Source organism: Candidatus Poriferisodalis sp., assembly GCF_965208925.1.
Classification (GTDB): Bacteria; Actinomycetota; Acidimicrobiia; order Acidimicrobiales; family Poriferisodalaceae; genus Poriferisodalis.
The window spans coordinates 58,398-76,380 of record NZ_OZ242364.1 but is presented as its reverse complement, the minus strand read 5'-3'; the positions used below and the strand labels follow the sequence as shown (position 1 = coordinate 76,380).

General features: G+C 64.4%; 15 protein-coding genes. 11 read left to right on the top strand and 4 right to left on the bottom strand.

Annotated elements, in window-relative coordinates:
- Positions 1–17 precede the first annotated feature (17 nt).
- Positions 18–1,070, top strand: coding sequence for a glycine betaine ABC transporter substrate-binding protein (locus tag ACOGI5_RS00250; protein ID WP_419862468.1), 1,053 nt, complete (start codon positions 18–20; stop codon positions 1,068–1,070).
- Between the two features lie 76 nt (positions 1,071–1,146).
- Positions 1,147–2,016, top strand: a complete 870-nt coding sequence (locus ACOGI5_RS00245; RefSeq protein ID WP_419862467.1) for a formate/nitrite transporter family protein — start codon at positions 1,147–1,149, stop codon at positions 2,014–2,016.
- A gap of 28 nt (positions 2,017–2,044) precedes the next feature.
- Here the strand turns inward: ACOGI5_RS00245 and ACOGI5_RS00240 are convergent, their stop codons facing one another.
- Entirely contained in the window at positions 2,045–2,491 is a 447-nt protein-coding gene (locus ACOGI5_RS00240) for a nitroreductase/quinone reductase family protein (RefSeq protein ID WP_419862466.1), read from the bottom strand.
- Between the two features lie 147 nt (positions 2,492–2,638).
- On the opposite strand from ACOGI5_RS00240, the gene ACOGI5_RS00235 reads away from it, so the two are divergent.
- The 5 genes from ACOGI5_RS00235 to ACOGI5_RS00215 all read left to right on the top strand — a co-directional run bounded on the left by ACOGI5_RS00235 (position 2,639) and on the right by ACOGI5_RS00215 (position 7,439).
- On the top strand, positions 2,639–3,463 hold the full coding sequence (locus ACOGI5_RS00235; protein ID WP_419862465.1) for a hypothetical protein: 825 nt from the start codon (positions 2,639–2,641) through the stop codon (positions 3,461–3,463).
- A gap of 13 nt (positions 3,464–3,476) precedes the next feature.
- Positions 3,477–4,370 carry an alpha/beta fold hydrolase gene (locus ACOGI5_RS00230; protein WP_419862464.1) on the top strand — a complete coding sequence of 298 codons (894 nt, stop codon included), beginning with the start codon at positions 3,477–3,479 and terminating at the stop codon, positions 4,368–4,370.
- A 27-nt stretch (positions 4,371–4,397) separates the two neighbouring features.
- Positions 4,398–5,447, top strand: coding sequence for a 4Fe-4S dicluster domain-containing protein (locus tag ACOGI5_RS00225; protein WP_419862463.1), 1,050 nt, complete (start codon positions 4,398–4,400; stop codon positions 5,445–5,447).
- Between the two features lie 119 nt (positions 5,448–5,566).
- A complete protein-coding gene (locus ACOGI5_RS00220; protein ID WP_419862462.1) occupies positions 5,567–6,364 on the top strand; it encodes an SDR family oxidoreductase in 798 nt (265 codons plus the stop codon).
- 418 nt (positions 6,365–6,782) lie between these two features.
- Complete coding sequence (locus ACOGI5_RS00215) at positions 6,783–7,439, top strand: LuxR C-terminal-related transcriptional regulator (RefSeq protein ID WP_419862461.1); 657 nt, start codon at positions 6,783–6,785, stop codon at positions 7,437–7,439.
- Positions 7,440–7,443: 4 nt separating this feature from the next.
- On the opposite strand, the gene ACOGI5_RS00210 is transcribed toward ACOGI5_RS00215, so the two are convergent.
- Together ACOGI5_RS00210 and ACOGI5_RS00205 are read right to left on the bottom strand one after the other, a co-directional pair.
- Positions 7,444–9,894 (bottom strand): FtsX-like permease family protein, encoded by a 2,451-nt coding sequence (locus ACOGI5_RS00210; RefSeq protein WP_419862460.1) that lies wholly within the window; start codon positions 9,892–9,894, stop codon positions 7,444–7,446.
- A gap of 307 nt (positions 9,895–10,201) precedes the next feature.
- Positions 10,202–10,624, bottom strand: a complete 423-nt coding sequence (locus tag ACOGI5_RS00205; protein ID WP_419862459.1) for a PPOX class F420-dependent oxidoreductase — start codon at positions 10,622–10,624, stop codon at positions 10,202–10,204.
- 1,637 nt (positions 10,625–12,261) lie between these two features.
- Here ACOGI5_RS00205 and ACOGI5_RS00200 point away from each other — a divergent pair.
- The 4 genes from ACOGI5_RS00200 to ACOGI5_RS00185 all read left to right on the top strand — a co-directional run bounded on the left by ACOGI5_RS00200 (position 12,262) and on the right by ACOGI5_RS00185 (position 16,726).
- Positions 12,262–13,911 (top strand): hypothetical protein, encoded by a 1,650-nt coding sequence (locus ACOGI5_RS00200; RefSeq protein WP_419862458.1) that lies wholly within the window; start codon positions 12,262–12,264, stop codon positions 13,909–13,911.
- A 409-nt stretch (positions 13,912–14,320) separates the two neighbouring features.
- Entirely contained in the window at positions 14,321–15,280 is a 960-nt protein-coding gene (locus ACOGI5_RS00195) for an IS481 family transposase (RefSeq protein WP_419862457.1), read from the top strand.
- Between the two features lie 649 nt (positions 15,281–15,929).
- Positions 15,930–16,124, top strand: coding sequence for a helix-turn-helix domain-containing protein (locus tag ACOGI5_RS00190; protein WP_419862456.1), 195 nt, complete (start codon positions 15,930–15,932; stop codon positions 16,122–16,124).
- Positions 16,121–16,726: a hypothetical protein gene (locus ACOGI5_RS00185; protein WP_419862455.1), complete on the top strand. Its 606-nt coding sequence runs from the start codon at positions 16,121–16,123 to the stop codon at positions 16,724–16,726. Before ACOGI5_RS00190 ends, ACOGI5_RS00185 begins: the two co-directional genes overlap by 4 nt.
- On the opposite strand, the gene ACOGI5_RS00180 is transcribed toward ACOGI5_RS00185, so the two are convergent.
- Complete coding sequence (locus ACOGI5_RS00180; protein ID WP_419862454.1) at positions 16,680–17,744, bottom strand: hypothetical protein; 1,065 nt, start codon at positions 17,742–17,744, stop codon at positions 16,680–16,682. The two genes, ACOGI5_RS00185 and ACOGI5_RS00180, sit on opposite strands and share 47 nt — an antisense overlap.
- Positions 17,745–17,983: the final 239 nt, after the last annotated feature.

Here is a 17,983-nt window from a genome sequence, read left to right as displayed (position 1 = left end):
CTCCGACGGAGGCCGCCGTGCCCGATGAGGTCTCGCTGACGCCAGGCGAGGGCGTGTCGGTGACCCTGGGCCGGGCCAACTGGAACAGCGGTTACTTCCAGGCCGAGATATTTCGCCAGCTGCTCGGAGAACTCGGCTACGACGTGTCCGATCCCGCGGAGCTGGAGCTCGGCCCCAACGCTGCTTATGTCGCGATGGCGGAAGGCCAGATGGACTTCTGGGCGAACAGCTGGTACCCGCTGCACCTGTCGTGGCTCGCCGGTGAGCTGCCCGACGGTTCGCTCGTCGGCGATCACTTGACTGTCGTCGGCGAGCAGATGATCGCGGGCGGCATCCAGGGCTTCCTGATCTCGAAGTCCTTCGCGGACGAATTCGGCGTGTACACGATGGACGAGCTCAACCGCAATGCCGACGCGCTCGCGGCCTTTGATGCGGCTGACCCGGTGCCCGGCAACGGCATTGCGGACATCTTCGGGTGTGCGGAGTCCTGGACCTGCGACAACATCATCGAGTCGCAGATCGCGTTCTCGGGCTGGGACAACATTTCGCAGACGATCGCGGGCTACGACGCGATGTTCGCCCAGGCGGTAGACGCTGCGGATGAGGGTGTTCCCATGGTGATCTACATGTGGACGCCATCGGCGTACATCACCCTGCTCCGTCCCGGCGACAACGTGTACTGGCTGGGCGTCGAGCAGATCCTGGACGACTCGAATCCGACCGGCTTCGAGGGCGGCGAGGCGCACGATCAGCGGGGTGCCGACGGGACCGGCGGCTATGCCGCCATCGGGCCAGACCTGTGCCCCGCCGCTGCGGGCCAAGCCGAGGGCCTGTGCCCGATCGGCTGGGTTGCGGCAGACATTCTCGTCACCGCCAACACCGAGTTCCTCGAGGCCAACCCGCCAGCCGGGGCACTCTTCGAGGCTGTGACGCTGTCGGTGATCGAAGTGTCACTGGCCAACGTGGCACAAGACGAGGGAACCGCAGCTGCCGACCTGGCGACAGCGTGGATTGCGGACAACCGCACCACGGTCGATGCATGGCTCGACGCCGCTCGGGCTGCCTCGTAGGCAAGCGCTTCGAGCTGTCGCCTCGCCGAAGCGTCCTCAACAGGGCCGGGGGCGGCACGAACTAGCGTCCTCATCGATGACTGGTCCGAGCGGGCCTCGTGTGCCGACCAGCAATCCGGTCGTGCCGCTGACGCCGTCAGACATCGCTACGCAGGTATCGCACCTGGCCATACGCCGGGCAGCGCTGAGCTTCGGATCGATGTCGGTGCTGGCCGCGATGGCCGGCGTGTTCGTGGCGCTCGGCGCCATGCTGACCAGCACGATCTCGGCGTCGTCGAACCTCGGCCTCGGCCCCACCCGGCTGCTGATGGGTATCGGGCTGTCGACGGGGCTGTTCCTGGTGGTGATCACCGGCGCGGAGCTGTTCACCGGCAACAACCTCATGGTGATCGGGCTGCTCGACCACCAGATCACCGTCCGCCAGCTCATCCGGAACTGGATCTCGGTGTACCTGGGCAACTTCATCGGCGCCTTGGCCGTGGTGCTGGTGGTGTTCTGGTCGCGCTGGTGGGAGATCGCCGACTTCTCGTTCGGCGCCGCCGCGCTCACGAACGCACACGCCAAGATCGATCTCGGGCTCGGCACCGTGTTCGCCAGGGGGATTCTCGCGAACGTGTTCGTGTGCCTGGCGCTGTGGCTGGCCACCGCGGGCCGCTCGCTCATCGACAAGCTGGTCGCCGTGGTGCTGCCGATCTCGGCATTCGTGGCCGGCGGGTTCGAGCACAGCGTGGCTGACATGTACTTCGTGCCGATCGGCATGCTGGTCTCGGGTCAACCCGAGGTCGCCGAAGCAGCACAGCTCTCCTCAGCCCAGCTGGACGGCCTGAGTGGGGCGTGGTTCGCCGGCTTCCTGGCGATCGTGACGCTGGGCAATGTGGTCGGCGGCGTCGCGGTGTCGCTGGCCAACTGGTTCGTGCACCTGCGGAGGATCCCGACCGTCGGCTGAGCCTCCGCAGATCTCGGCTCGGGTGCGCTCAGCCGCCCCCGGCTGCTCCGGCGGGCTCGAGCATGACGATGGGGAATTCGCGGTCGGTCTTGCGCTGGAAGTCGACGTAGTGGTCGCCCTGGCTGGCGATGTGGTCCCACAGCGCTGCACGCTCGTCGCCTTCGGTGAGCCGAGCGGTCATCTGCTGCGTGCCATTGCGGTTGCGCACGGTGACTGCTGGATTGTCACGCATGTTCAAGAACCACGCAGGGTGATGGTCGGAGCCGCCACGCGAGCCGATGACTGCGAATGCACCGTCCCGCTCGGCGACCGCGGACAGCAGCGTCGTGCGGGGCTGACCGCTGCGGCGACCGGTCATGGTCACCTCGATGATGGGTGTGCCCTTGTGGATCCAGCCGAGGCGCCCGCCGCTCAACCGGATGGCCGAGCGGTTCAGCCAGTTGGCCGCCTTGAAGGTGAAATCGTTCGTCCACATGGGCATCTCCGAAGATGAGCAATTCCACGCCTACGGTACGTGCGGTCGCGCTGCTGCTCACGCCTCGGAGGCCCTGTGCCATGACCCGTCCCACCGAGCACAATGGCGCGCAATGCCTCCGGAGGTGCGCGCAGTACTGTTGGCCGCGTGACGTCACAGCCCGAAACGGCCACTGTGGCCGAACTCAAAGAACTCCTGGCCGATCCGGCGTGCCGCATCGATCTCCACGACTTCGTCAGCGACGAGACGCTGCGAACCATCGATGCCCTCCGCGGCGCTGACTGCGAGGGCTACGACGAGTGCCTGCGGGCGTACGAGCAGGCGTCCGCCGACCTGATCGGGCTGCTCGTCACCGGGGCGTACTTCTCCAACAGCGTCGATCACGACAAGGCCTGGGCGCACGCGGTGCGCCTGTTGGCCAACCGGATCCCGTACACGAGTTCTGACGGCGGGCCCGCCATCAATCTGCAGCACCACGTCACGCTGCTGGCGATATACGCAGTCGCATTCGGCGCAGCTGCGGCAGATCGGATCGATCCGCTCGCGAGGATCATCGGCACGGTGCGAGCCGAGGAGGACGGCAGGATCGGGAGGGTCACCTACCTGGTCAACTGCGACCGCCTGAAGAAGCCGGACGAGGCACCGATCCAGGCCTCTCTTCGGCTGTGGATGACGCTGCGCTCGATGACTGACGAGTTCATCCCCAGGACCACCGAGGACACGCTGTTCGATGCGATGCTCGACGAGATCGAGTACTTGCTCGGCGTGACGCACGGGCGCGACACCGCAGAGGGGACCGGGCCCGTCGGCTACGGGGCGATCCAGGTGCTGGCGACCCGAGTGGCGCCCGATCGTCTCGTGCGGCGCAATCTGGACCTGCTGATCGCCCACGAGGCCTTCCAGAGCGCCGACGAGTTCTACATCTGCCGCGAGCGGTACAACAAGGCCTACGCCGCCGAAGCCCGCGTCTGAGCCGCTCGACGTCATGCCGATGATCCAGGGAGACGGGGTCGAGCTGTACGCGGAGGACTGCGGCGATGGACATCCCATCGTGTGGCTGCACGAGTTCGCCGCCGACTGCCGCACGTGGGAGGGCCAGATCCGGCGGTTCAGCCGCAGCCATCGGTGCATTGCGTACAACGCCCGCGGCTATCCGCCGTCGGATGTGCCCGACAGCGATGCCGACTACACGTTTGAGCGGGAACGGGAGGACTTGCGGGCCGTCCTCGACAGCCTCGGCATCGAGCGTGCACACATCGTGGGTCTCAGCATGGGTGCCTACACGGGGCTGATGTTTGCCCTGCGGTATCCGGAGCGGGTCACGTCGTTGCTGTTTGCCAGCGGCGGGTCTGGCGCATTCGGCGACACCCGTGAGGCATTCCTGGCCGAGGTCCGTGCGGCCGCCGAGGCGATGATGAACGAAGGGATGGAGGTCGCTGCCGAGCGGCTGGCGGTGGGTGCCACCCGTGTCCAGCTTCAGAACAAGGACCCGAGGGGCTGGGCGGAGTTCAAGCAGTACCTGTCGGAGCACTCGGCAGTGGGCTCCGGGCTGACCATGCGCAACTTCCAGGCCGGGCGCCCGTCGCTGTACGACTTCGAAGTTGAGCTGCGCCAGCTCGACGTTCCCGTGCTGCTGGCCGTCGGCGACGAGGACGACCCCGTCATCGAGACGAACGTCTTCCTCAAGCGAGTGCTGCCTCGGGCCGGCCTGTGGATCGCACCGCGTACCGGCCACGGCGTCAACCTGGAGGAGCCCGCCGCGTTCAACCAGATGGCGGCGGAGTTCTTCAGCGCAGTCGAAGCCGGTCAGTGGACCCGCCGCGACCCACGCGCCGATCCCGCCCACTCCTCCCTCGGCGGTGCCCGCCCTGGGAGCTGAGCCGTCGAGCGCGCAGGGAGCGGGACGGTGACTTCTGAACGAGAGAGTCAGCCAGTCAGGCCGCAGCGGCTGCGGCGGATGGAGCGCCGGACGCCGGTCTGGGAGGCCCCCGACGAGATCATCGAGTTGATGGGCGACGTGTCGGGCAACGAGCTGAACGGTTGGGGCTCATCTGAGGTTCGGCAGCCGACGCTGGTCATGTGGGCTCATCCCGCCACAATCGCCCACGGCCCGGTCCAGGAGCGCATGACCGAGGAGTTCATGGCTCATCCTCAACTCCGCACGGTGCTGCGAACCGATGACCGCCACGAGCCGGCGCCGGTCGATCCGCGCAGGATCGATCGCACGCCGGCGGAACGGCTAGCGGACATCACCGAGTTTGCGACGAGCGAGCAGGGCCACAGCGTCGAACTGGTGGCGGTCGTGGCTGCCCGACGCGAGTGGTTTTTCGAGGGCCGCGAGTCTGACCTTCCCTGGGCGATCCTGCTGGCCGTCGCGATGGACCACGGCGAGTTGGCGACCGCGCCCGAGTACACGTCGGCCATGGAGGTCCACCGTCAATACAACCGGGGAACCGCTGCTGCGAGGGCGCTGGCCGACTGGATCCGCAACCGAGGATTCGAAGCGGTCGGCCATGGCGGCCCCGGCGCGGGACCCATGCAGATGGTCCCCGCGGCGATCGCCGCCGGGCTCGGGGAGCTCGGCAAGCACGGCTCGATCATCAACAGCGAACTCGGGTCTTCGTTCCGGCTGGCGCTGGTGCTGACAGACGCGCCGCTCGTCGCGACGCCTCCGGACACCTTCGGTGTCGACGAATTCTGCAGCGGCTGTCGTGTCTGCACCGATGCCTGCCCGCCCGACGCCATCGCTCCCGACAAGCGCCTTGTGCGAGGTACGGAGAAATGGGCGGTCGATTTCGACCGATGCCTGCCGTATTTTGCCGTCAGCTACGGGTGCGGCATCTGCATCGCTGTGTGCCCGTGGTCCACACCCGGCGCCGCCCCGCGGCTCGCCGACAACATGCGCCGCAAGCTCGCAAGAAACCAAGCGGACGAGCCTCCGACGCAGGCCAACTGATTTCAGGGGCTCGTCGCATCGCAACCAACGGCCTCCCCACGTCCTTCAACGATTCGGTGAGTCTTCTCCGAGCGCAGTCGCTCCCTCGGGTCTCGCTCGATTCCAGCTAGAAAACTCGGATGGGCAAGATCGTCATCACCGGATCAGCCGGCGGGATCGGCCAAGCGACCAGGGAGCGGCTTGTGCGCGACGGCCACGAGGTGATCGGGGTGGATCTCCGGGACGCCGAGGTCATCGCCGATCTGTCCACGGCCGAGGGCCGCGGCGCGATGATCGATGCGGTTGCCGCCGCCAGCGGCGGGCGGATCGACGGCCTCGTGGCCGGCGCGGGGATCTCCGGACCCGACCCGGCGGAGGTCGTCTCGATCAACTACTTCGGTGCAGTGGCCACCATCGCGGGGCTGAGGCCGCTGCTCGTCAATGGCGCTGACCCCTCAGCAGTCGCGGTCAGTTCCAACTCCAGCACCGCCATGCCCGATCTGCCCGAGGATCTGGTGGATGCCTGCTTGGGAGACGACGAAGCCGAGGCTCGTGCGCTGGCGGGTACTGAACCCATCGTGGCCTATGCCGCCAGCAAGCTCGCTTTGGCTCGATGGGTTCGCCGAACCGCTGTCGGCCCGGATTGGGCCGGCTCCCGAATCCGCCTGAACGCAGTGGCGCCGGGGCTCATCGACACGCCCATGACGGCAGACATGATCGAAGTCGTCCTGTCGCTCGGCGACCTCTACCCCATCCCGCAGGAACGGGCGGGACGCCCCGAGGAGGTGGCGAACCTGCTGGCGTTCCTGCTGTCGCCCGAAGCGGGCTTCTTCTGCGGATCGGTCGTATTCATGGACGGCGGCAGCGATGCCGCCCTGAACGCCGATGCCTGGCCCGCTAGCCCGCGGGGCTCGAGGCCTTCGCCCGCCGTTTCCTGATGCGAATCGTGTCGATGCCGTGATCACAGCCGTCGACGATCCAAAGAACGCTCGCCCCAATGAACGTTCCCATCGCGAGCGAACTGTCTGGGTTCGCGGCCCAGACAGCGCCCAAGACAGCGATGGTGATGAGCTTCAAGATTGCTCGCCACAGCGTGACGACGAAATAGCCCCTGATCGCGTTCAAGCTCAGCCTCTCCGCCCAAGCCGCATGTATAGCATATTCGAGTCATATACATACCATGTTTGTGGTGTTTCATATTCCGTCCCAAGGCGGGGGAAGGCTCTGCCGGCATATTGCTGTCATACTCAATGGGCACAGCGACACTCATATGACACATATGACGCGCATCTTCAGGCCAGCGGCTAGCGGTCTGTCGCAGCGCTCAGCACCGAAGAGGGGTTCGGGGGACCAGTGATGACCGTTCCGGTGACACGGGATGACATCTTCGCCTTACTCGCCGTCTCGCGCTTCGGTGCCTGTGCAACGACAGCTGACGGCACCGTGGTGTTCTGGAACCGGCGAGCGGAGCAAATCCTCGGGAGCACTGCGGGACAGATGCTCGGTTTGCGGCTGACCCAATCCCCGGGGGGGGGGGGGTCGCATCCACCGGCACCGCGCGAATCCGAAGGCGGTCGATATCTGGAGCCGCGCACTGTTTCGATCCCGGGCGCGTCTGGCGAGCACCGGCGGCTCAGTGTCACGACGCTCACTGTCGCCGGCCACACTGAGCACGCGGAGCTGCGGCTGCACCTCTTTGACGAACCGGTCGGAGAGGTGCAGCCGCAACGACACGCGGTGCCAGGCGACGCCCACGGCACCTCGCCGGAGCTGACTGCAACGTCAGCAGCAGCCGGCGAATCCGGAACGACTGCGCCTGCACCGAAGCTCTCGGCTCGCGAGACCGAGATACTGCGGCTGGTTGCGGCGGGTCACAGCTCCGACCGCATCGCCCGCGACCTGGATATCAGCATCCACACCGTCCGCAATCACGTCCGCAGCTTCCGAAGAAAGCTCGGAGCCAAGACCAAGCTCGAAGCAGTCGTGACTGCCATGCACCACGGCGTTCTCTAGCCGACTACTCCATGACGCGCAGCGTGCCCGGTATGGACATCTTGGTCATCTTGCGCGCCGAGAATACGGGTGCCAACGCAACTGCGATGAGCGCGACGGCGAAGTACAGCGCCATCTCTATTGGGTTGACCGATACGAGCGGCCCGATCTCGGGAATGGCCGTCGGCATCAGATACAGCACCATCCACAGCAGCAGCGCATAGCCGAGCAGAACGCCGAGCACAGCGGCTGCCGCGCAGAGCAGCAATCCCTCCATCGAGAGGTTGGCGATGACCCGCCGAACGGGAACGCCGTAGGCGAACATCGTCGCGTGGTCGCGGGCGCGTTCGTCTGCGTTGATGCTGGCGGTGTTGAACGCGATGAGCAGCAGCAGCAGCACCACAAAGCCCCGGAAGACGATGAAGAAGCCCGCGACCTGATCGAGGGAGTCCTCGACCGACTGGAACGATTCGTCCAGGCCCTGCACGCGAGCGACGCCGTTGCCGCTGCCGAACAGCGACCGTTTCACGTCGTTCAGGCTGCTGCCGTCGGCCGGCACGCCGGTCACGATGTTGGCGAGGCCCCCGAGGCCCCACGTCGATGCCTGCGAGAGGTCCATGTAGGCGTTGAGCCTCAGCGGATGCGGATGGATCGCGGCGATCGGCACGGTGCGTGTGCTGTGGGCGAAGACTCCGTCGACCTGGGCGGGGTGCGTCAGCATCACCCCGTCGCCGACTTCCACGCCCAGGTCTTGCGCGGCCTTGTCGGCGAGCACGATGCCCGGCGCTCCCGCAGGCGGCGTTCCCTGTGAAGTCGTCGGCGTCCACACGGTGCTGCCGAAGTCCACGAAACGGACCACAAGATCCAGCTGCGTCGGCTCGCCGTCGTCAGCGTCGGGCTCGCCGGCGACGACTCTCGCCCCGAGCACTAGTGCCGGCTCGCCGAGCTGCACCGTCGGATCGGTGAGCGCGCCCTGCACTTGCGGCGAATCGACGGGGTAGAGGGAATCGAGCCGAATCATGAAGCGCTCGGGATCGTTCCCGAGCAGTTCTTGATTGCCCCGATCGAAGGTCGCGGCAAAGGAACTGCTGAACCCCACGATGGTGAACAACGTCGCCAGCCCTATGGAGAACGTCAGCAGCGTCATGAACGTACGGCGAGGCGTGCGCAGCAGGTTGCGGAACGGCATGCGCGCCAGGCTGCGGCCGGGCAGCGGCACGCGACTGATGACCGGGCCCAGGCTGCCGCCTCGAGATGCCAGATGGCCCGACCGGATCGCTTCCACCGGTCGGACCCGGACAGCGCGCAGCACCGGCCACAGCACCGCGAGGAGCGGCACAGCGAAGCCGATCGCGGCAGCCCGCGCATAGATGCCCAGCTTGAACGGCTGCTCGAAGACCGGGTAGGTGAACGCCGCTTCGGCGACCGCCACAGCCTGGCTGGAGAGCAGGAAGCCCAATGCGACGCCCCCGATGACGCCGAGAACGCCGATCTGGACACCGATGAGCACCGGCCGCATGGCGATCGACCTCGGAGCCTCACCGAGCGCCATCGATACGCCGATCTCTCGCCGCTGGGCCTCCACCATCCGTGAGGAGAAGTTCAGCGCAGCGAAACCGGCGCCGACGAACAGCAAGAGCGCCATGGCACCGGCGAAGTCCTGGTCGGCCGCGGGGGCGTTGACCAATCCGATGTATGACGGCGTCTCATCACGGGTGATCACATCCAGCGGCATCGCGGCCAGTGACGCTGCGGCATCGACCAACTCCCGCCGCACTGCGTCGGCATCGGCACCGGGTTCCAGCGTCACGACCAGGTCGTTCACCGCGCCGGAGCGGCCCGAGAGGTTTTGCGCCGTTGCCAGCGGGGCGAAGAGCGCAACAAAGTTGGACTGACCGAGCGAACCGTCTCCCTCGACGATCAGGAAGTACTCCGGCGATGTGGCGTGGCCGACGAACTCGACGCGGGTATCGCCTCCGACGGTCAGTGTGCCGCTGTCTGGTAAGCCGTGATAGCGGGCAAATTTCGACTCGATCAAGACGCGGGGTTCGTCCGCCGCCGACTCGGGCAAGCCGTCGCCCTTGATGACCTCAACGCGATTTACCCCCCCCCCCCCGTTGATCGGCTCGACGCCGATGATGCGCCCATGCGCGAGCAGCTCTTCGCCGTCCGCGATCGTCTCGACCTGCATGTCCACGACTAGGCGCTCGCTGTACTCGTCGATGCCGTCGATAGCTCTGGCAAGCCGCGCGAGAGCGCCCGCAGGCACGTCGCCGCCCTCGCTGACCGTCGCCCGCAGGTCGTACATGTTGGTGAAATCGAGGCTCGCTTCGGTCGCGTCGAGCCGCCAGTCGATGGCACTGGCGGGTCCGGCGTAACTGCCGATGCCGATGGCGAGCGTGAAGGCCACGCCGACGATCTGGATCCAGCGCCTGCGTCCTTCCCGCAGAGACCAGCGCAAACGAAGAAGCGACACGCTCGCGACCTACTGGTGCCGTTGGGTCAGTGAAGCCACGACGCTCGCGGTTGGGACGTCGCCAGCCGCCCGGAGTCGCGTGACCCAGATGCAGACGGAACCGCTCAGCGCCGGTATCGAGCGTTGGCACAAATTTGGCACATAGAAGTCATCGATTAGCCTCATTTGTGGCATGCGCCGGACTCTAGTGCCACGCCATGCTCGCGGCAGTTACCTCGCTAGGCGGATCGCGGCGCCGCCGCCCTGAACGCCGATGCCTGGCCCGCCCGCATTGCACCTGCTTGGCGCTGACGGGCGCCGGCTGTTGTCAATCCCAGTCAGCGACTCCGTCGACGCCGGTGATGCTGGTCGGACGCAGTCGTATCAGGCACTCGCCCGGGCCGGAGTTCCGCTCGCCGAACGCCTCGGCCTGGTCTGCGCCCATGTAGCGGCCGCCGGCCAGCGTGGATACTCGCCGGATCTCGTCCAGGTCTGTGGAGATCTCGACCACCCCGTCCACCTTCACGAACGCGTAGGGCGGCGTCTCAGTGTCGACCACCAGCGAGACACGAGGCTCGCGAGCCATGGCAAGCGCTTTGCCGCTGCGTGCACCGGTAGCGAAGAGCAGGTCGCCGTCTTCGACGATGAACCAGATCGGCGCAACGTGGGGTCGCCCGTCGGCTGCCACCCATGCCAGCTTGCCCGTCCTCGAGCCCTCGGCCAGGAACTCCAACGCCCCAGAGTTGCTCATCGGGCGCATGGCGTGTCCCTTCGTGCCGCCGAGCGGTGGGCTGTCGGCCAGATAGTTCCTGCAGGTCAGACCGTGCAATTCTGGCGATAAGCCTGAGCTGCACAAATCTGAGCGTTGAGCTCCACAAAGGACAGTGCGAACTCGCAGGTCAGAAAGGGTATCGCTGTCAGCTTGGCTGCACCCGCTGCGAGTCGAGAATGGGTGCCGAATTGGACGGGTTGACCCATCTGCAGTGCTTGTTCGAGACGCAACAGCGACGAGATTCGCACGACGACCGGTTGCAGGACTAGCCGCTCACGGCTGCCGCTGTCCGCGTGGCTGCGAGTCGCTCCGCAAGGACTCCGCTAGCGGCCGATCGAACTCCTTGAATTCAACCTCGCCCTCAATGCCGCGTTCCAGGACAACCACAAGTGACGCAGCGGGCTCAGCGCGATCGACGTGCCAATCCCACGCATGCAGCACATGCCCGCATGTTTCGCTGATCGAGAAGCGACCACGCTTCTCGACGCGGGACTTGATCTGGACATACCTCGGCCGATCCCCCTCAAGCGACATGTCCTCGAAGCCTTCCGGCACAAGAACGCGAGCATCAATCGCCGCTGACGCAACCAGCGAAGCCAGCCATGCCCCAACCGCATCTTGAAAGTGGAAACCGCGGCCCGACCTCGCGCCCTGTCTCGTGCGTGCCCACTCCTCCGCTTGCGCTGTCGTCTGGCCGTCGGATCCCGACGAAGCGCCACTGCGTCGTGCCGGCCGTCTTCTACGAGCCATCTCAGCATTCTCGCCGGAACATCAACGTGCCGATACGTCATCACGTTTGGCATGTAGTCGAGCTCACTCGTTCGGGTCCCGAAGTCGATGGGCCCAGCATTGGCCGGACGACATCTGTCGATCCCGTTCGGAGGACCAATTCGGCATGACTTGGCCGATCTTGGCACCGATGCGCAGGCGCCAGAATCGCCCGAGTCCCCGCCCATTTCGGTAGTTCCCGAGCCTCGCTTGCTCGAGCAGTGCTGGCCGTGGATTCGATCCTCGGTACTCGCGGCGACCCACCGAGGACAGCGATGCCGCTGGTTGGAACGGTCAACCAGATCCACCTCACCCTCGGACCGAAAGCGATCCCATCACTGCTGCACGGTGCCCCGGAGCAGGTCCATCTGGCGGCCCATGACGGACTAGGCAGTGCCGGTCTCGGCTTGCTCGACCAGCAACCACCGCTCAGCGGGCGTCAAGCGAGTGTCATCTTGAGACATCGAGTGTCCTGTCGTCGTGGTAGTCGACTCAAGCGTCAGGCTTCGACACGAGGCTCGAGCCGTCACGCTGTTGCGTGGCGGCAGGCTCGATGTTCGTGTCGCCGACACCCTCACCTGCCGAGCAGGGAACGACGGTGCGACGCCATGCGTCACTTTCTGGGACAGACTTGCGCTACCTATCCGCGCTGCTTGGCGCTGACACGGTTACGTTCTGGGTCCTTGATGTTCTCCGAGAGCGGTCTCTTGCGGGGGCGCCTGCCATTGCCTCGCCAGCGAGGCTCTGGTCGGCGAACGCTGAGGGGTCAAACTCCGTCCCGCAGAGCCGGCCAAGCTCGTGGTCTTTCCCGCCCGGCGGCGACAAGTGGGTCAAGTGCCCCCCATGAGATGCGCAACGGCAGCTCTTCGCTGGCTTACGCGGAACTTCTTGATCGAGAACCTCAGCGTCATGATCTGGTACTCGGATTGGTGGGTGCGATCGGGACCGAGTGGACGCGCATTATCGATGCGTTTCGAACATCGCATCAACGGTTCGGTTACAGAACTGAGGTCATTGATGTCAGCAAACTCTTGGATGGTCTCGACTACAAACCGTTAGGTGACCTGCCTGTCGAGAGGTCGGTTGAGTACTACATCAAGCGGATGAACGCCGGCGATCAATTGCGACGAGATGTCAAGACCGGGTCCGCGATGGCTGTGCTTGCAATACAGGAGATCGCACGTCTGCGAGAGCTGCGGGAAGAGGCAGGTTCCGAATCCGGTGATCTCGATGCAGATGGACTTCTCGATCAAAGTCCGGCATCGGAAGAAGGCAACTTCATTCAAAAGCGTCAGCCGGTTGTCTATCTCCTCAAGAGTCTAAAGCACCCTGACGAAGTCGATCTTTTGCGTAATGTGTATGGTCAAGCGTTCTCTCTAGTGGCGGTCGTAAGCAGTCGAGGGGACAGGCGCAGAGAGCTTGTTCGATCTCTGGGCTTGGAGAATACTCCTACTGCAAAGGCTGAGGAGTTGATCGCTAGGGATGAAGCCGATACATCCGATCCATATTTCGGGCAAAATGTCAGGGACACGTACGCTATGTCCGATGTCTTTGTCCCAGGCGACATCGGCATGAATTTGTCCAGAGACATTGATCGTTTCGTGGATGCCTTGTTCGGTCATCCATTCCTGACGCCGACTCCGCACGAGGAGGCGATGCAAGCGGCGCAACATGCGGCGCTTCGTTCTTCTGCGCCGGGGCGCCAAGTTGGGGCCGCTCTAGTGACAGCCCTCGGTATGCCTGTCGTGACGGGCACCAACGAGGTACCCAGGCCCGGTGGAGGACAGTTCTGGGAAGGCCACACTCCCGACTATCGCGATTTCCAACTTAGGGAAGACCCGAATCCTGTGTACATACGCCAGATAGTGCAGGATTTCCTTGAGAAGCTCGTCAAGTTCAAATGGCTCAAGAAGCCTTACCGTCAAATGAACGGCGAACAACTGCTCAAAGCCGCTTCCGAACACAATGATGCTGGTGATTCGTTGATCGATGAGATACGCGCAAAGGACCTAATCGAGTTTATACGATGTCTACATGCCGAACAGGCTGCAATAGTCGGCGCGGCCCGGTCTGGAACAAGCACGGAAGGTGCCAAGTTGTTTTGCACCACTTTCCCTTGCCACGAATGCGCAAAATTGATTGTCGGCTCGGGGATCGTGGAGGTGTACTATGTTGAACCTTATCCCAAGAGCCTCGTTGAGCGGTTGTACGGTGACCTTATCGACCTTGCCCCATCAATGACGGGCGCTCCTAGAACCGCATCAGACAAGGTGCCCTTCTACCAGTTCATTGGCATTGCGCCGCGGATGTACTCGCGCGCGTTCACGGCATCGACCCGAAAGATCGGTATCGAATTCGTCGATTTCGACCGATCTCAAGCACATCCAGAAGTGAGGAACTACTCGGAAGGCACCATAGTGGAACGTGAGCTCGCCATAGCGTTCGACATTACCGAAAAATTGGACTCACTTGTGCTATCCTCATCGAAAGGGAAATAGCGGTGTCGTAAGTTACCGTCAACAGAGCTTTTGCCGCCAACGTCGTACAAGTCGAGAAGAAATGCAATTTGGTCGAACAATACAGGGGGATTACCAAATGGAATCAAAGAGTGATATGAACCGAGCATTCGCCCAAAGAGCTTTGCGACGATTGCAGGAACGCCCATTAGATTCCCTTGGACCAGCAGCAAGGTCTGTAGTCATCCGAGCGGGCGCCCAGAATACATCTGCGTCGGAGTCGGATAGATCGCAAAGAGACATCGTCTAATTGGTTTCCGTCGATCAGTCCCCACCAAGACTGTCGGCCGTTAGGTGTTCTGGACATAGAGGTTGGTAGCAGGTGATGGGTTGAGCCTCCTGTGCGAGCGTGGTGTCTGAGAGGACATCCACGATCACATCAGGAGGCTCGATGTCTCACGCTAATGCTCGTTTGACGCCCGCTGGGCGCCGGTTGCTGGTGGAGCGGATCGAGGCGGGAACGACCCAGGCCGAGGTGGCCCGCCAGATGGGCCTGTCGCGGGGCACGGTGGCCAAGTGGTGGCATCGCTACCAGGCCGAGGGCGTAGCGGGGCTGGTTGATCGTTCCAGTCGGCCGCATCGGTCGCCGCGGCGCACGGCGGCGAAGGTCGAGGAGCGGATCTGTCGGCTGCGCCGCTCGTCCAAGCGGGGCCCGGTGTTCCTGGCGGCTCGCACCGGGGTGCCTGCCTCGACGGTGTGGCGGGTGCTGCGCCGTCACGGGCTGAACCGGCTGGCGTGGATGGACCGCCCCACCGGTCGGGTGATCCGCCGCTATGAGCGCACTGCTGCGGGCGAGCTGGTCCATCTCGACATCAAGAAGGTCGGCAAGGTCCCCCCGGGCGGGGGCTGGCGGGTGCACGGCCGAGGATCGCCCAAGGCCAAACGGCGGCGCCGCCGCAAGCGCCGCGGCTACACCTACTTGCACGTCGCCGTCGACGACTACTCCCGGGTCGCCTATGTCGAGGCGCTCGACGACGAGAAAGCCGACACGCTGGTGGGGTTCTGGCAGCGCGCCCAGGACTGGTTCTGGTCCAACGACATGGCGGTCGACGAGGTCCTCACCGACAACGGCCCCAACTTCTGCTCCGACGCGTTCGCCGAGCTGCTCGCCGAACGGCGGATCACCCACCGCCGCACCCAGCCCTATCGGCCCCAGACCAACGGCAAAGCGGAGCGGTTCAACCGCACCCTCGCTGACGAGTTCCTCTATGCCCGGATGTTCCGCTCAGAATCCGACCGCAGGGTCCGCCTGAGTCGCTGGGTGCACGACTACAACTGCCACCGGCACCAGACCGCCGTCGGCGGCCCGCCCGCATCACGCGCACACAACCTCACGCGAACCGACAGTTAGGCCCCAGCATTGAGACGGTCTGGCTCCAAATGAGACATCACTTTTGGCAGGCCAGAGACTGCCTCTGACATCGTGAACTGGAGTGACGCCTAGGTGTCGGTTCACCTGAGGTTGTGTGCGCGTGATGCGGGCGGGCCGCCGACGGCGGTCTGGTGCCGGTGACAGTTGTAGTCGCGCACACAGCGGGCTAGGCGGACCCCACCGTCCCTTGAGACAGGCCCTTCTGCTGAGCCAGCTCACCCCGGGTCGTGTCGGCTTCGATCCGGATGACCAGCCGGCGTCGCCGCACAGTGCGCCTCAAGCGAGCGTCGGCGTGAGGCATTGAGCCTCCTGTTTCGCATGCCCGTGGTCGTAGTCGCCAACGCCACACACGCATCGGAGGCTCAACTTCACTTCCTGCCAACAACCTCTATGTCCACGACACCTAGCCCTCGTCGCGCGTCGTCGGGACGGCTCGTTCGGCATAGCGGAGCTCAATGAGGGCGGCGTGGTAGCCGAGCCGCTTAAGTACTGACAGCGGAGTGTCTGGACCGTGCTTGTGGGATTCTTGGCTCTGTGTGCAATTATAATCGCCTATTATTCATGAATCTCAGGCAGACCCAAAACCCCCGAAGTCCAGAAGCGCTGCGCCAAGCAGATTCAGGAGCGGTTGCGCGCTGCGCTGGCAGCCAGAGAGATGTCAGTTGAGAAGCTTGCGCGGGACTCGCGCTTGAACCGGCGCAGCCTCGATCAGTACTTCCGGGGGGATTCGCCGTCGCCGTCGTTCTTCGTCATCGTGACGATCGCTCGTCATGTCCGTGTGGATCTGAGTGAGCTCGCAGACTTCGTGGAGGAGTCGGAGTGACGGGCGGTTTGTTCGACGGCGAGTGCGTGCACGGCGTGCAGATCGGCACCCAGACCGTCGATGTCTGGATCAGGCTTTATCAGGATGAGATCGTCCGTCGCCGTGCGCTCGGAGTGGGTCCGATCACGGACCGTTTCTTGCCGCGAGCGTTGATGGATCTGCCGCACTCAGAAGTGGTGCCGTTCGGCCGTGTCGACGGCGGAACGCTGTTGGCGCTCGAAGAACTGCTGGCCATAGGAGCGGTGGAGGCTCGCGACGAGGGAATAGTTCGCACAGCGGTGCCTGCGGTAGGTCTTGTTGGGATATCGAAACCCGCATCGAAGCTGTACGACGCGCAGCTGATCAATTGGCTCGGCTGTCACGCTCCGCTGTTCGTCGTTGTTACCGCACGGCTGGCGAGACATGCGTTGCGCGCTGTGCATCCTCAAACCGGTATCGCCTTGATCGATGGTGAGATCTGGCGTGTGCTCAGGCCCGCGGGGCGAGAACGGGTCGTCCCGAGCTGGCAGAGATGGTCGATCGCGGAGACCGTGTTCGACCGGTACCTTCAGCAGATCAGCGCAGCACCTCAAGCCACGACTTCAGTCCATCGGGCTGCTTGAGGCCCGGCATGCCTGCCTCGGTGAGTGCGCGGAATGCTGCTGCGGACTGCTCACAGATGCGTTTCCATGCCTCGACGCGATCCTGGGCGTCGAACACGATGTGCACGAGTCGCATGGCCGCAGCGACCGAATGCAACTCGATTGAGCTGTCCGATGCGCCGACGAGTGATCGCATGTCGCCGTCAGGTCCGCATGCGGCGCACTCGCATTTCCACAGCTCGTCGTCAACGGCGTAGTTGCCGGCATCGACCAGACGTGACTTGTCGATCCAGGCAGCCGTCGACGGAACGAACACTGGGCTCCTCGGAGTTCGCTTGCCTGGCGTTCTCGAAGGGAGCCACAGATGCCGCACCGCGGAACTGGTGCCGATGGCGGCCGCCGCAGCGCCGTGCGCCACGAGACCGCCCGCTGCAACGTCACAACGCATGACGAGAGCGAACTTCGCTGCTGCGATGAGATCGAGAGCGCCTTCAATCCGGTCGGGTTTGTCGAGAGGGTCGCGGAATCCGGCGAACACCGTCGCGATCGGCAATTCCGACTCCCGGACCGAGGTGACCCACCGTCGATCTGCGAGTTCGTCGAACCGAACGACGATCGGCACGATCGCAGGCAGATCCGGCGCCTCGAGTTCCGCGGTCTCGACAAAGTCCCGACCCTTCACGAGCAGTTGCTCGATGCTGTCCGGTCCGCGATCCCTGGGAAACTCCGAGGGCGCCAGCAGGCACGCGACGCCTGCATCGAGCTGCTGAGTTATCGCCTCGGACGGAGTCGGCGGAAACAGACTCTCGCCTTCGCGCTGGTCTCGCTGCATCAAGTAGAACTCGGGATCGACTAGCCGGCGAGTGTCGCCGGTATACCTGGCTTGTCGGTAGCCGTCGCCGTCCTCCAGGATGACGCCGTCGGAGAGCTCTGCGATTCGGTTGACTTGCGTGGTTGACCCGACGTATGAGAAGACCATTTCGTGCAGCGCGAGCCGGAGTCGATGGTCTGCCGCAGTTGCCAAGGTCGGAGTTGCCATGTCGGGTCCTTCTGGCAGCGTGACAGTTGATGAGCGGCCGTGTCGGGCCGATGCTCATGCCGCCACGAGTGTCGGTTGGCTATGCCGGTGATCGAAGAGCATTGACATGTCAGCACAAACCCTTCGGTTGACGGTGGATTCAAGCCGGCAGCCGACAGCACCCCGCGTAGCCCGGCGGCCCTGTCTGAGTGCCCTGAAGTCGTGTCGTCGCGGTATGCCACACGTGCTCCTGCGCAACG